Annotated in this window: 16 protein-coding genes; all 16 read left to right on the top strand. The window is 41.3% G+C overall.

What is annotated here, in order from left to right; genetic code table 11:
- Positions 1-129 precede the first annotated feature (129 nt).
- The 16 genes from ndk to rpmB all read left to right on the top strand — a co-directional run bounded on the left by ndk (position 130) and on the right by rpmB (position 14,701).
- Positions 130-543, top strand: coding sequence for a nucleoside-diphosphate kinase (gene ndk / locus TZ90_RS07525; protein ID WP_045612330.1), 414 nt, complete (start codon positions 130-132; stop codon positions 541-543).
- Positions 544-681: 138 nt separating this feature from the next.
- Positions 682-1,314: a competence protein gene (locus TZ90_RS07520; RefSeq protein WP_235285517.1), complete on the top strand. Its 633-nt coding sequence runs from the start codon at positions 682-684 to the stop codon at positions 1,312-1,314.
- Between the two features lie 95 nt (positions 1,315-1,409).
- Complete coding sequence (gene tsaE, locus TZ90_RS07515) at positions 1,410-1,853, top strand: tRNA (adenosine(37)-N6)-threonylcarbamoyltransferase complex ATPase subunit type 1 TsaE (protein ID WP_045612327.1); 444 nt, start codon at positions 1,410-1,412, stop codon at positions 1,851-1,853.
- Positions 1,843-2,361, top strand: coding sequence for a GNAT family N-acetyltransferase (locus tag TZ90_RS07510; protein WP_045612326.1), 519 nt, complete (start codon positions 1,843-1,845; stop codon positions 2,359-2,361). The genes tsaE and TZ90_RS07510 overlap by 11 nt, the downstream gene beginning before the upstream one ends.
- A 7-nt stretch (positions 2,362-2,368) precedes the next feature.
- Positions 2,369-3,421, top strand: a complete 1,053-nt coding sequence (gene lytR / locus TZ90_RS07505) for a glycopolymer--peptidoglycan transferase LytR (protein ID WP_045612324.1) — start codon at positions 2,369-2,371, stop codon at positions 3,419-3,421.
- A gap of 88 nt (positions 3,422-3,509) precedes the next feature.
- Positions 3,510-4,766 carry a competence/damage-inducible protein A gene (locus TZ90_RS07500; protein WP_045612323.1) on the top strand — a complete coding sequence of 419 codons (1,257 nt, stop codon included), beginning with the start codon at positions 3,510-3,512 and terminating at the stop codon, positions 4,764-4,766.
- A gap of 54 nt (positions 4,767-4,820) precedes the next feature.
- Entirely contained in the window at positions 4,821-5,987 is a 1,167-nt protein-coding gene (gene recA / locus TZ90_RS07495; RefSeq protein ID WP_045612321.1) for a recombinase RecA, read from the top strand.
- Between the two features lie 114 nt (positions 5,988-6,101).
- Complete coding sequence (locus tag TZ90_RS07490) at positions 6,102-7,472, top strand: MATE family efflux transporter (RefSeq protein WP_045612319.1); 1,371 nt, start codon at positions 6,102-6,104, stop codon at positions 7,470-7,472.
- 96 nt (positions 7,473-7,568) lie between these two features.
- Complete coding sequence (locus TZ90_RS07485) at positions 7,569-8,285, top strand: YebC/PmpR family DNA-binding transcriptional regulator (RefSeq protein ID WP_000532883.1); 717 nt, start codon at positions 7,569-7,571, stop codon at positions 8,283-8,285.
- Positions 8,286-8,461: 176 nt separating this feature from the next.
- A complete protein-coding gene (locus tag TZ90_RS07480; RefSeq protein ID WP_045612318.1) occupies positions 8,462-8,932 on the top strand; it encodes a MarR family winged helix-turn-helix transcriptional regulator in 471 nt (156 codons plus the stop codon).
- Positions 8,907-10,676 carry an ABC transporter ATP-binding protein gene (locus TZ90_RS07475; RefSeq protein WP_045612316.1) on the top strand — a complete coding sequence of 590 codons (1,770 nt, stop codon included), beginning with the start codon at positions 8,907-8,909 and terminating at the stop codon, positions 10,674-10,676. Before TZ90_RS07480 ends, TZ90_RS07475 begins: the two co-directional genes overlap by 26 nt.
- Positions 10,666-12,426: an ABC transporter ATP-binding protein gene (locus tag TZ90_RS07470; protein ID WP_045612314.1), complete on the top strand. Its 1,761-nt coding sequence runs from the start codon at positions 10,666-10,668 to the stop codon at positions 12,424-12,426. The genes TZ90_RS07475 and TZ90_RS07470 overlap by 11 nt, the downstream gene beginning before the upstream one ends.
- 237 nt (positions 12,427-12,663) lie before the next feature.
- A complete protein-coding gene (locus TZ90_RS07465; protein WP_045612312.1) occupies positions 12,664-13,167 on the top strand; it encodes a phosphatase PAP2 family protein in 504 nt (167 codons plus the stop codon).
- A 113-nt stretch (positions 13,168-13,280) separates the two neighbouring features.
- Positions 13,281-13,727 (top strand): LytTR family DNA-binding domain-containing protein, encoded by a 447-nt coding sequence (locus TZ90_RS07460; protein WP_045612311.1) that lies wholly within the window; start codon positions 13,281-13,283, stop codon positions 13,725-13,727.
- 4 nt (positions 13,728-13,731) lie between these two features.
- Complete coding sequence (locus tag TZ90_RS07455) at positions 13,732-14,406, top strand: LiaF transmembrane domain-containing protein (RefSeq protein WP_045612309.1); 675 nt, start codon at positions 13,732-13,734, stop codon at positions 14,404-14,406.
- A 106-nt stretch (positions 14,407-14,512) separates the two neighbouring features.
- Positions 14,513-14,701 carry a 50S ribosomal protein L28 gene (rpmB, locus tag TZ90_RS07450; protein WP_001140948.1) on the top strand — a complete coding sequence of 63 codons (189 nt, stop codon included), beginning with the start codon at positions 14,513-14,515 and terminating at the stop codon, positions 14,699-14,701.
- Positions 14,702-14,829 lie beyond the last annotated feature (128 nt).

Here is a 14,829-nt window from a genome sequence, read left to right as displayed (position 1 = left end):
AAAGCACTGCTTTGAGGTTGTAGATAGAACTGACGAAGTCAGTCACATATATACGGCAAGGCGACGTTGACGTGGTTTGAAGAGATTTTCGAAGAGTATAAAAGAAAGAAGCTGACAAAGGAGACAAGTATGGAACAAACATTTTTTATCATTAAACCAGACGGTGTAAAAAGAGGATTAGTGGGTGAGGTGTTGAAACGCATCGAACAACGTGGATTGACAATCGAAAAATTGGAGTTGCGTACAAAGGTTTCAGAAGAGTTGATTGACCAGCACTATCAGAACTTGGTTGACCAAAGTTTTTACCCACCGATTCGTGAATTCATGACTTCAGGACCAGTTCTTGTGGGCATCATTTCTGGTCCCAAAGTAATCGAAACTTGGCGGAGCATGATGGGGGCAACTCGTCCAGAAGAAGCTTTACCAGGAACTATTCGAGGTGATTTTGCAAAAGCTGCTGGAGAAAACCAAGCTATCCAAAATGTTGTACATGGTTCAGATTCAGAAGAGTCAGCTAAGAGAGAAATTGCTCTTTGGTTTTAAGAGAAATAATAAAAGTTTGATGTAAGGGATACTTGCATCAAACTTTTTTGCATTTTAGAGTAGAAAACTGACAGTTGAGAAATATTTTAGCAATGGTAAGAATTTCTAGCCTATAATAAGAGCAAGTAGGGAGGAAGAATGATGGAAAAAATGAAAAAGCAAATTCGTGTTTTGTTATTGCTGACGTTTTTTGGTCTTAGTAGCTGTTCTTGTTTAAGTTTATCGACTTGGGCCTTGATGTTAAATCAAAACTGCTTCTATTATTTAGTTGGCATGTTGCTCCTTGCCAGTATTGGTGCAGGGCTAAACTACTATAGTGGACAGCGAAATCAATCTTATTCAGTTTTTAAGGAAGATAAGCAACAATTCTTGTATAGTCTGTTGCTCTTAGTAAACATTTTGGGTTTAGCCTTAATTGTCATAGAACATATCCTTGCAGGAAATACATCCGTAGAAGGGTTTGTGGAAGCCTTTCTACCGAGTTTCTTTTTCTTATTTGGTATTGATTTGTTAGTTTTTCTGCCGATTCAGAAGTATGTAAATGGAGTGAAAAAGTTTTTGGGAAAGAAGGAGATGTGTTTTATTAGTGGACTAGCTATTCTAATCTTTCTCAGAAATCCTTGGATGCTATTATCCATTACCTTTTATATTACCTTGGGAATGCTATTTCTAGGACTATTGGTGCCAAAAGTCATTCGCTGGGAAGTTTCATTTTACAGTCATTTGATGAGAGATATCTTGTTAGTTGTCTTCTTGCTGTTTCTATTTTAAGAACAAAAAAAGAGATAGTTCTAGTTTTACAATTTATAATATGGAATTCACAGATAATATCTCGACAAAGGACAACTTTTTGGTATAATAGAAATATGTACACTAAAAACGAAGAAGAGTTACAGTCCTTAGGTGAACGTTTGGGCTATTTATTAGAAAAGAATGATGTTTTAATTCTAACTGGAGAACTTGGAGCAGGCAAAACGACCTTTACAAAAGGTCTAGCTAAAGGGTTACAGATTTCCCAGATGATTAAGAGTCCAACCTATACTATCGTAAGAGAGTATGAAGGTCGTCTTCCGCTTTACCACCTAGATGTTTATCGTATTGAGGGAGATGCGGATTCTATTGATTTGGATGAGTTTCTCTTTGGTGGTGGGGTAACTGTCATCGAGTGGGGACATCTTTTAGGTGATGCCTTGCCAGATACTTATTTAGAATTGGAAATTCTAAAAGAAGAAGACGGTCGCAGATTAAACTTCAAAGCCAAGGGTTTGCGTGCAGAAAAACTCTTAGAGGAGCTTCAACATGGAGTATGAATTGCTCATTAGAGAAGCAGAACCTAGTGATGCGGCTGAATTAGTGACATTTTTAAATCGTGTCAGTGTAGAAACAGATTTTACCAGTCTGGACAGGAATGGCATTTTGATGACAGATACTGAGATGGAGTTGTTTTTGGATAAACAGGCTCACTCGGAAAATCAAATCACTTTACTGGCCTTGCTGAATGATGAAATTGCTGGTCTTGTAAATATCACAGCTGATCAACGCAAGAGAGTTCGTCATATTGGAGATCTCTTTATTGTGATTGGTCAGAAGTATTGGAATAATGGACTGGGGAGTTTGTTACTTGAAGAAGTCATAGAATGGGCACAGGCTAGTGGCATTCTTCGTCGACTTCAACTTACTGTCCAAACTCGTAATCAGGCTGCAGTTTATCTATATCAAAAACATGGCTTTGTAATTGAAGGTAGACAAGAGCGCGGTGCGTACATAGAAGAAGGGGAATTTATCGATGTTTACCTGATGGGTAGGCTGATAGATTAATAGAAATATGGTTAAAAAAATTATTGGAATGGTGCTAGCTTTTCTAGCTGTGACGGTTTTGGGTGTGGGTGTTTTTGCTTATACTATTTATCAGCAAGGTACACAAACCTTATCAAAAACCTATAAAAAAATCGGAGAAGAAACCAATGTTATTGAGGCGACTGAACCCTTAACGATTCTTTTGATGGGGGTTGATACTGGGAATGTAGAGCGTACAGATCAATGGGCTGGAAATAGTGATTCCATGATTCTTTTGACAGTTAATCCGCACACGAAAAAGACCATGATGTTGAGTTTGGAGCGTGATATCCTGACTAAAATTCAACATAAAGATGGTAGTATTGAAGAAGCGAAGTTAAACGCTGCCTATGCTGGTGGTGGTGCAGAGTTAGCTATTTCAACCATTCAAAAGATGATGAATATCCATATCGATCGCTACATTATGGTTAATATGCAAGGATTGCAACAATTGGTAGATGCAGTGGGTGGCATAACCGTCAACAACACGCTAGGCTTCCCAATTTCTATTAGTGATCAAGAGGAATTTAATACCATTTCTATCGGTGTTGGAGAACAGACAATAAATGGAGAAGAAGCGCTTGTTTATTCCCGCATGCGTTATCAAGACCCAGAAGGAGACTACGGACGTCAGAAGCGTCAGCGTGAAGTCATTCAAAAGGTTGTTGAAAAAGTTCTTAGTTTGAATAGTGTCAGTCACTACCAATCTATTTTAAAAGCCCTAAGTACGAATATGCAAACCAACATTGATTTATCTGCAAAAAGTATTCCAAGCTTGTTGGGCTATAAAGATTCATTTAAAACCATTGAATCACAACAGTTGAAGGGTGAGGGAGAGATGTTGCAAGGCATTTCTTACCAGATTGTTTCTAGAGAGCATATGTTGGAAATGCAGAATATATTGCGACGTTCTTTGGGGCAAGAAGAAGTCACTCAGCTTGAAACAAATGTTGTCTTATTTGAAGATTTGTTTGGACGGGTGCCTGTTGCTAATGGGGATAATCAAGAACAAGGTGTCTTTGTAACAAATGAAGTAGAATAGTTCGTTTTTTAATACAAATAAAAAATTAATCGTGGGAAATTTCCTGCGATTTTTTCAAAAAAATACGAATAGATAGGTAGGAGGAAACATGAAAGCAGAAATCATTGCTGTTGGAACAGAGATTTTGACAGGACAGATTGTTAATACCAATGCTCAGTTTTTATCGGAAAAACTAGCAGAGATTGGAGTAGACGTATATTTTCAGACGGCTGTAGGAGACAACGAAGCTCGTCTCTTGTCTTTGCTCGAAATTGCCAGTCAACGTAGCAGTCTGGTGATTTTAACAGGTGGTTTGGGGCCAACTGAGGACGACCTAACTAAACAAACTTTGGCTAAATTCTTAGGGAAAGCATTAGTTTTCGATCCTCAGGCGCAGGAGAAGTTGGATGTCTTTTTTGCCCAGCGACCAGACTATGCCCGAACACCGAATAACGAAAGACAAGCTCAAATTGTAGAAGGAGCGACTCCGCTGCCCAACGAAACAGGACTGGCTGTGGGAGGAATATTGGAAGTCGATGGAGTGACCTATGTCGTCCTTCCAGGTCCGCCAAGTGAAATGAAACCTATGGTCTTAAACCAACTTCTACCCAAGTTGATGACAGGGAGCAAGTTGTATTCCCGAGTTCTTCGTTTCTTTGGAATTGGCGAAAGTCAGCTGGTGACGATTTTGGCTGATTTGATTGATAATCAAACAGATCCGACCTTGGCCCCTTATGCTAAGACAGGAGAAGTCACTCTGCGTCTGTCAACAAAGGCTAGCAGTCAAGAAGAGGCGAATCAAGCGCTGGATATCTTGGAAAATCAAATCTTGGACTGCCAGACTTTCGAAGGAATTTCTTTACGAGACCTCTGTTATGGTTATGGAGAGGAGGCTAGCTTGGCCAGCATTGTGGTAGAAGAACTGAAAAAACAAGGGAAAACTATCACGGCTGCAGAGAGTTTGACGGCAGGGCTTTTCCAAGCTACTGTGGCGGATTTTTCAGGAGTTTCAAGTATATTTAAGGGTGGTTTCGTGACCTATAGCCTGGAGGAAAAATCAAAGATGTTGGATATTCCTGTCAAGGACTTGGAAGAACAGGGTGTGGTGTCTGAATTTACAGCTCAGAAGATGGCTGAGCAGGCACGAATCAAGACCCAGTCTGATTTTGGCCTTAGTTTGACTGGAGTGGCAGGTCCAGATAGCCTAGAAGGGCACCCAGCTGGGACAGTCTTCATAGGCTTGGCTCAAGAGCATGGAACTGAGGTCATCAAGGTTAATATTGGAGGCAGAAGTCGAGCAGATGTACGTCACATTGCTGTTATGCATGCCTTTAACCTAGTTCGCAAGGCTTTATTAAGTGACTAACTTTTGATATAATAGTAGATAGGTCTGAGGACCATTAGAATGTAGGAGAATAGAATGGCGAAAAAACCAAAAAAATTAGATGAAATTTCAAAAAAATTCGGGGCTGAACGTGAAAAAGCCTTGAATGACGCTCTTAAACTGATTGAGAAAGACTTTGGTAAAGGATCAATCATGCGTTTGGGTGAACGTGCTGAGCAAAAGGTGCAAGTGATGAGTTCAGGTTCTTTGGCTCTTGATATTGCCCTTGGTTCAGGTGGTTATCCTAAGGGACGTATCATTGAAATCTATGGGCCAGAGTCATCTGGTAAGACAACGGTTGCCCTTCATGCAGTTGCGCAAGCACAAAAAGAAGGTGGGATTGCAGCCTTTATCGATGCGGAACATGCACTCGATCCAGCTTATGCTGCGGCCCTTGGTGTCAACATTGACGAATTGCTCTTGTCTCAACCAGATTCAGGAGAGCAAGGTCTTGAGATTGCAGGAAAATTGATTGACTCAGGTGCTGTAGATCTTGTCGTGGTCGACTCAGTTGCTGCCCTTGTACCTCGTGCAGAAATTGATGGAGATATCGGAGATAGCCACGTTGGTTTGCAGGCTCGTATGATGAGCCAGGCTATGCGTAAACTTGGTGCTTCTATCAATAAAACCAAAACAATTGCCATCTTTATCAACCAATTGCGTGAAAAAGTTGGGGTCATGTTTGGAAATCCAGAAACAACTCCTGGTGGACGTGCTTTGAAATTCTACGCTTCAGTGCGTCTGGATGTTCGTGGAAGCACACAAATCAAGGGAACTGGTGACCAAAAAGATACCAATGTCGGTAAAGAAACCAAGATCAAGGTCGTGAAAAACAAGGTGGCTCCACCATTTAAGGAAGCCTTCGTTGAAATCATGTACGGAGAAGGGATTTCTAAGACTGGTGAGCTCTTGAAAATCGCAAGCGATTTGGATATCATCAAAAAAGCAGGAGCTTGGTACTCTTACAAGGATGAGAAAATTGGGCAAGGTTCTGAAAATGCTAAGAAATACTTGGCAGATAACCCAGAAGTCTTTGATGAGATTGACCATCAAGTCCGTGTTCAATTTGGTTTGATTGATGGAGAGGAAGCTTCTGTAGAAGGTGTTGAAACTAAAAAAGATGAAGCAACTCAAGCAGACTCTGTGAATGAAGAAGTTACACTTGACCTAGGCGATGAGCTTGAAATCGAAATTGAAGAATAAGCTGTGAAAGTAGTGGAGAAATCCACTGCTTTTTCGGTTCTTTGTTCAAGATTTCAGATTGCCTATAGTTTGCTGTTTCTTGTCGCTCCTCTAGAAAGCTGATATAATAGCCTTATGAATAAAAAACGAACAGTGGACCTGATACATGGTCCAATTCTTCCCTCGCTCTTAAGCTTCGCCTTCCCAATCTTGCTATCAAATATTTTTCAACAGCTCTATAATACTGCTGATGTCTTGATTGTTGGGCGATTTCTTGGTCAAGAATCCTTGGCTGCAGTAGGAGCGACGACAGCGATTTTTGACCTGATTGTAGGTTTTACTCTTGGTGTTGGCAATGGCATGGGAATTGTCATTGCCCGCTATTATGGAGCTCGGAATTTCACTAAAATCAAGGAGGCAGTAGCAGCCACCTGGATTTTAGGTGCTCTTTTGAGTATTGTAGTTATGCTGCTGGGATTTGTCGGTCTGTATCCTCTTTTACAGTACCTAGATACCCCTGCTGAAATCCTCTCTCAGTCCTATCAATATATTTCTATGATTGTAACCTGTGTCGGTGTTAGCTTCGCTTATAATCTCTTTGCAGGTTTGTTGCGATCTATTGGGGACAGTCTGGCTGCGCTTGGTTTTCTGATTTTCTCTGCTCTGGTTAATGTGGTTCTGGATCTCTATTTTATTACACAATTGCATCTTGGAGTTCAATCCGCGGGACTTGCTACCATCATTTCGCAAGGCTTATCAGCGGTTCTCTGCTTTTATTATATCCGTAAGAGTGTTCCAGAACTTCTACCTCAGCTGAAACATTTCAAATGGGACAAGGTCTTATACGCTGACCTCTTGGAGCAAGGTTTGGCTATGGGCTTGATGAGTTCAATTGTATCTATCGGCAGTGTGATTTTACAGTCTTCTGTCAATACTTTTGGAGCAGTGATTATTAGTGCCCAGACGGCGGCTCGACGCATTATGGCCTTCGCCCTTCTTCCCATGACCGCTATTTCTGCATCAATGACGACCTTTGCTTCTCAGAATCTAGGAGCTAAGCGACCAGACCGCATTGTTCAAGGACTTCGAATCGGCAGTCGTTTAAGTATATCCTGGGCAGTTTTTGTTTGTATCTTCCTCTTTTTTGCCAGTCCAGCCTTGGTTTCCTTCTTGGCTAGTTCGACGGATAGCTACTTGGTAGAAAATGGCAGTCTCTATCTGCAAATCAGCTCAGCTTTTTATCCTATTTTGAGTCTCTTATTGATTTATCGCAATTGTTTGCAGGGCTTGGGGCAAAAGGTCCTTCCTTTGGTTTCTAGCTTTATAGAACTAATCGGGAAAATCGCTTTTGTGGTCTTGATTATCCCTTGGGCGGGCTATAAGGGAGTTATCCTTTGTGAACCCCTTATCTGGGTTGCCATGACCATCCAACTGTACTTTTCACTCTTCCGTCATCCTTTGGTAAAAGAAGGCAAGGCCATCTTGACAACAAAAGTGTCATCATAGCTCGATTTACTGAATAAAATCCATTTCCTCTAGTGAAAATCGAAAAAACTTGTGTTATAATAAGAAAGATTAAAATGTGAAAAAAGGAGATTCCTAATGGGACGTAAATGGGCCAATATCGTAGCCAAGAAAACGGCTAAAGATGGAGCTAACTCTAAAGTATATGCAAAATTTGGTGTAGAAATCTATGTAGCAGCTAAAAAAGGTGATCCAGATCCGGAATCAAACTCAGCCTTGAAGTTCGTTATCGACCGTGCTAAACAAGCCCAAGTGCCAAAACACGTTATCGATAAAGCTTTGGACAAGGCTAAAGGAAACACAGACGAAACCTTTACAGAAGGACGTTACGAAGGTTTTGGACCAAATGGTTCTATGCTGATTGTTGATACTTTGACTTCAAATGTCAACCGTACAGCGGCCAATGTCCGTGCAGCCTTTGGTAAAAACGGCGGAAACATGGGTGCTTCAGGTTCTGTTTCTTACCTCTTCGATAACAAGGGAGTTATTGTATTTGCAGGTGAAGATGCGGACGCAGTCTTTGAGCAATTGCTAGAAGCAGATGTGGATGTGGATGATGTAGAAGCAGAAGAAGGTACAATCACAGTTTACACAGCTCCAACTGACCTTCACAAGGCTATCGTTGCTCTTCGTGAGTCAGGTGTCGAAGAATTCCAAGTGACTGAATTGGAAATGATTCCTCAGTCAGAAGTGGAATTGTCAGGCGATGACCTTGAAACCTTTGAAAAACTTTACAGCGTCCTTGAGGACGACGAAGACGTACAAAAAATCTACACAAACGTAGACGGGTTCTAATTTAACCTAGAGAACATGATCCTAAGTGAAAAAATCACTTGGGATTTTTTGAATCAAGAAAATAGTTCTCTAGGAAACTTTTTCTTGACATCTCTTTTCAAAGTGGTAAAATAGTTCTCATGGAAACTTATTTAGTTCCTAGGAGAACTAAATGTGATGGTTAGAAAGGAGTTAGTATGGATAAACCGATGTTAGTCTTTAAGCGTTTTGCTCATCAGATTCACCTGATGGTGCAAAAGGAAGCCAAACGTTGTGGTATTGAATTTATGGGTGGGCCTCAAGGTCAGGTTGTGCGTTTTTTGGATAATCGTGAGAAAAACCAAGAATTGGTCTTGATTAAAGATATCGAGCAGGAACTCAATATTACCAAGTCTGTTGCTAGTAATTTGGTCAAGCGTATGGTGCAAAATGGTTTGGTGGAATTGGAGGCGAGTCCTAGCGATAAGCGGGCAAAATTTGTTCGTTTGACGGACAAAGCACGTTCTCAAATGCAGCAGGTTAAGGCCTTCTTTGAACGCATAGACAAGCAGTTGATGGAAGACATTGATGAAGATGAATTACTGATTTTTGAGAAAGTTCTCGGTCAACTACAGGCAAATATCAAGGGAATAGGAGGAGAGAATGAAGAAATTAGCCAAACGAATTAGTAGAAAAGAATGGGGGATGATTTTACTAGCCATTCTCTTTACTTGCTTTTCGGTCTATCTAGAGTTGGAAGTGCCAACCTATATCTCGAAAATTACGGATTTGCTAGGTAGTCAAGGTACTAATTTAGATGAGTTGTGGCAGCCGGCAAGCATGATGGTGGGAATGTCCTTTCTTGCCTTCTTATCCGTAGTTGCAGTTGGATTTTTTGCATCCCGAGTGGCGGCTTCTTATACTAGTAGGTTGAGAAGTGATATTTTTAACCGAGTTTTGGATTACTCGCAGACGGAGATTAAGAAATTCTCTATTCCTAGCCTCTTGACGCGTACTACCAATGACATTACTCAAGTTCAAATGTTGATTACCATGGGCTTGCAAGTGGTAACACGTGGTCCAATTATGGCTATCTGGGCTATTGGGAAGATTTTAGGTCATTCGGAATACTGGCTCTGGGCCGTACTTGTGGCAGTGATTGTCAACGTCCTGATGACGACAGTCTTGATGACGCTAGCCTTTCCAAAACAGTCCTTGATTCAAAGTCTGACTGATAAACTGAACAGTATCACTCGTGAGAGTTTAACAGGTATTCGTGTCGTTCGCGCCTACAATGCCGAAAAGTACCAAAATGAAAAATTTGCAGCAGCAAATGATGAATTGACACGCTTGAATTTGTTTGTCAACCGTCTTATGGCTATTTTGAACCCTATCATGATGGGGATTTCAAGTGGTTTGAGTGTGGCGATTTACTGGATTGGGGCCTATGTGATTAACGACGCTGCTCCGATAGCGCGTCTGCCTCTCTTTAGTGACATGATTGTTTTTATGTCTTATGCCATGCAGGTTGTCATGGGCTTCCTTCTCATGGGAGCACTCTTCATCGTTCTTCCCCGAACTATGGTCTCTGCTAAGCGGATTAATCAAGTTTTAGATTTGCATTCTTCTATCCAAAACCCTGCTCAAGTGCGAATGGCTGATGAAAACCTCAAAGGTCAGGTCGAGTTTAAGGATGTGACATTCCGCTATGCGGCAAATTCGGAGGCGGTTATTGAGCATGTTAGCTTTAGAGCAGAAGCTGGTCAAACAGTGGCCTTTATTGGGTCAACAGGTTCTGGTAAATCAACTCTGGTCAATCTGATTCCACGTTTCTACGATGTGTCAGAAGGAGAAATTCTGGTGGATGGTGTCAATGTTCAAGACTATGACTTGAAAGATTTGCGCAACAAGGTTGGTTATATTCCTCAGAAAGCGGTTCTCTTTTCAGGTGATGTCAAGGGTAATTTAGACTTTGGACAAAGTCAAGAAACACCGCTTAGTGAGCAGGCTATGTGGCAGGCTTTGGAATTGGCCCAGTCTAAGAACTTTATCGAAGACAAGGAAGCGGGCTTGGCCTCAGAAGTGGCCCAAGGAGGGACCAACTTCTCAGGTGGTCAAAGACAGCGTCTGGCCATTGCTCGTGCCTTGGCTCGGAAGCCAGAAATCCTCATCTTTGATGACTCCTTCTCAGCCTTGGACTACAAGACAGATCGTGTCCTACGCCAAGAGCTAGCAGAGAAAACCAAGTCTATGACCAAGCTCATTGTTGCACAGCGTATTTCAACGATTATGGATGCAGATTTGATTTTGGTCTTGGATCAAGGAAAAGTCGTGGGGCAAGGCACCCACAAGGAACTTCTAGCTAATAACGAAGTTTACCAAGAAATTGCCTATTCACAACTATCGAAGGAGGAATTGGAACATGGAAAATAAGAAAATGTCTCTTTTGAAACAGAGTAAACCCTATCTTGCAGGCCTCCAGTTTGCCCTTCTAATCGCCTTTTTAGCAACAATTGTATCCAATATCATTACTGTATATGGTCCAACCCGCATCAAGGAGATGACTAATATTATTGCCAGTGGTCTGGAAACAAGTGTGGATGTCGCGGCGGTTGCAGCCATTGGTAGTTTTTTGGCCGTCATCTATATAATTGGGCTTCTATCAAATTATTTGCAGGCCTTTCTGTTTACAACAGCTATTCAACGTTTTTCAGAGCGCTTGAGATCAGCCATTGCAGAGAAAATCAATAGCCTACCATTGGGATATTTTGATGGACACTCTCAGGGGGATACTTTGTCTCGTGTAACCAATGACGTTGACACTGCAGCCCAGTCCCTTAATCAAAGTCTGGGAACAGTTCTTTCATCCACTTTACTGGTCGTGGCAGTCTTGGTAACCATGTTTGGGATGAACTGGATTTTAGCCTTGGTGACGGTTGTGTCAACCCTTATTGGTTTTGTTTTCGTGTCCGTCTTTATGGGCAAATCACAGGGATTTTTTAAGAGTCAGCAACAAGATTTGGCAGCTGTCAATGGCTATGTGGAGGAAATGTACTCTGGCCATAATGTGGTGACCAGTTACAATGCTATCGAGAGCACGAAAGAAGAATTTACGACATTAAATAATCGTCTGTATGACAGCATCTGGAAATCTCAATTTATTTCAGGAATTATGATGCCGATTATGATGTTCATTGGGAACTTTAGCTATGCCTTAGTGATTATCGTCGGTGCAGCCTTGGCCTTAAATGGGCAGATTAGTATCGGGATTATCGTTGCCTTTATGGCCTACGTTCGTATCTTTTCTCAGCCTCTTTCACAAATTGCCCAAGGGATTACTAGTCTTCAGCAGGCTAGTGCAGCCATGGGACGTGTCTTCGAATTCCTAGCTGAAGAGGAAATGGGAGACGAATCCCATAAAGAAAGACAATTGAGCGATATGAAAGGGCAAGTGGTCTTTGATCGAGTTTCCTTTGCTTACACACCAGAGCGAACCATTATCCATGACTTTTCTGCGACAGCTCATGCAGGTCAAAAGGTTGCCATTGTCGGACCGACTGGAGCTGGTAAGACAACCATTGTCAATCTTTTGATGAAGTTCTATGAGATTGATAAGGGAAGTATCCGTATCGATGGTGTGGATACCAAGGATATGAAGCGTTCGGAAGTACACGATGCCTTTTCAATGGTCTTGCAGGATACTTGGCTCTTTGAAGGAACCATCCGAGACAATCTTATCTATAACCAAACAGGTATTAGTGATGAGCGCGTGATTGAAGCTAGTAAGGCTGTAGGGATTCACCACTTTATTATGACCCTACCAGATGGTTACGATACAGTCTTGGACGATACAGTAACCTTGTCTGTCGGGCAAAAACAACTCTTGACCATTGCTCGTGCTTTGCTGAAAGATGCGCCACTCCTAATCCTAGATGAGGCAACCTCTTCGGTTGATACACGGACGGAGGAATTGATTCAGAAAGCTATGGATCGTTTGATGGAGGGCAGAACTTCCTTTGTCATCGCTCACCGCTTGTCAACCATCCGTAATGCTGATCTTATTCTGGTTATGAAAGATGGAAATATCATTGAGCAAGGAAATCATGACGAGCTAATGATGCAAGCTGGTTTCTACGCTGACCTCTACAACAGTCAATTTACAGAAGACGAAGCAGAAGAATAAACTCAAAGAAGGCTTGACGGCCTTCTTTTTCTGCACTATACTAGAAGACAAGTGCTTCCCTGCAAGCAATACTCTTCGAAAATCTCTTCAAACCGCGTCAGCTTCGGTATATGTTACTGACTCCGTCAGTTTTATTTATAACCTCAAAGCAGTGCTTTGAGCAGTCTGCGGCTAGCTTCCTAGTTTGCTCTTGGATTTTCATTGAGTATAAAATTTGAGTAAGTGATGAGAAAATATATGAAAAATTATCAAGAATGGTATGACCACATTGCTGGTAACATTGGAAATAAGCCCTTTCTTCTGAGCTTGTTAAGAACTTTCAATCGGTTCATGACAGTAGTTATGCCTATAGTTTATCTAACCTTGTTAGCTGCCACATATTTCCAAGAAGGACTTGGGAAACAGGTCTGGATCTACTTGTTTGTTCCTGCGTCAGGTTTTGTGATTTTATCCTTTATTCGTAAGAAAATCAATGCTCCTAGGCCTTATGAGGAATGGGATATTAAACCCTTGCTTGACAGAGATAGTCCTGGTCAGTCTATGCCCAGTCGTCATGTCTTTTCAGCAACCATTATCTCCATGGCTTGCTTACATGCTAGTCTATCTGTAGGGGTTATCTTATTGGTCTTGTCAGCTCTCCTTGGTCTAGTGAGAGTCTTAGGGGGAGTGCATTATTCCAAGGATGTAGTAGTTGGTTATATTTGTGGTCTTGCGTGGGGTGTGATTTTCTTTCTATTTTGATCTGTAAGTTAAGACGGTCCTACAACCACTTACGAGTCTAAAGTAACCACTTGCTTTTTTGCTCTTGTTTTCTTATTTTGACTTTGATATAGTAGAGTCAGAAAGGAGATGGAATGAAGTTACGAATCGAAATTGACAGCAATTTAGAGGAAACTGAAATTGTCATCAAGGCAGCGACTTTGACGGATGAGATTGCGGATTTACAGCGCCTCTTGCAAGAGTCCAAGTCTCCTAGGTTGATTTTTTACAAGGGGACGGGTGAATACTACTTAGACTTGTCAGAAATTCTCTTCTTTGAGACGGAAGGTAGCAAGATTTATGCCCATACCCATAAAGATGCCTACGAGGTTCGGCTTAAACTCTATGAGTTGGAGTCTATCCTGCCCCGTTATTTCAGTCGAGTATCCAAGTCGACCATTACTAATATTCGGCAAATCTATTCGGTGGACAAGTCCTTTTCAGGAACGGGCACCATTTCCTTTTATCAGACCCACAAGGAGGTTCATGTCTCACGACATTACCAATCCCTCCTAAAAGAAAATCTAAGAAACATGAGGTAAGAACATGAAAAAGAAAGCATTTGGTATTGTGTTGCTAGTATTGGCAGCTTTAGTATTATTGCAAGGAAATTTTGGAATCCCTTCTCTAGGAGGGCACATTTGGCCTTTGATTGGTATTGGATTTTTTACCTACCAATCAGTTGAGGCTTTGCTTCGTCGTCATCTGACTTCAGCAGTTTTTACAGCTCTAGTAGCAGTAATGATTGCTAACCACTTTTATGATATTTTACCGATTCCCAATCAATCACTGTTCTGGGCCAGTATTCTAATTGTTCTTGGAGTTAATTATTTGACTCACTCTAACAGAACATGGAATGGTAAGAAATGGTGGTATGACGGTGAAAAGACCATTCTGACAGACAAGGAAGTCGCTTTTGGAAGTGGGACTTTCTATAAACAAGATCAAGATCTTGTAGACGACCAAGTAGAAGTTGCTTTTGGAAATGCAAAAATCTACTATGACAATGCAGAGATGTTAGGTGATTTTGCAACTTTAAATATCGAAGTTGCTTTCGGAAATGCAACCGTCTATGTTCCACAACACTGGCGTGTCGATTTGAAAGTAGAAACATCCTTTGGTGCAGCCAAGGCAGATACTCCTCTATCCCCAACCAGCAAAACCTTGATTATTCGCGGTGAAGTGGCTTTTGGGAAGTTGGGGATTGTCTACGTTAAATAAAAAAATCTTCCAATTCCCTTGCAAAAATGAAGAAAGTGTGATAACATAGTACGGTATGTGGTGCTAGCACATCCGCTATATTAGATCTAATAGGAGGAAAACACAAATGGCTAAAGTATGTTACTTTACAGGTCGTAAGACTGTATCAGGAAACAACCGTTCACACGCGATGAACCAAACAAAACGTGCCGTAAAACCAAACCTTCAAAAAGTTACTGTTCTTATCGATGGTAAACCTAAAAAAGTTTGGGCTTCAGCTCGTGCTTTGAAATCAGGTAAAGTTGAACGCGTTTAATAATAAAAGTAAGGAGACCTTAGGGTCTTTTTTCTTTTACTGTAGATATAAAATCATTTGAAAAATAGAGTAAATATCCGCTGATACAGTATTCTGCTTTTACACTTGGGCTGAAATATGATAAAATA

This window comes from Streptococcus mitis, from assembly GCF_000960005.1.
GTDB lineage: Bacteria > Bacillota > Bacilli > Lactobacillales > Streptococcaceae > Streptococcus > Streptococcus mitis_CK.
Note: the sequence above shows the minus strand (reverse complement) of the source record. Positions and strands in the feature narration are given on the sequence as shown.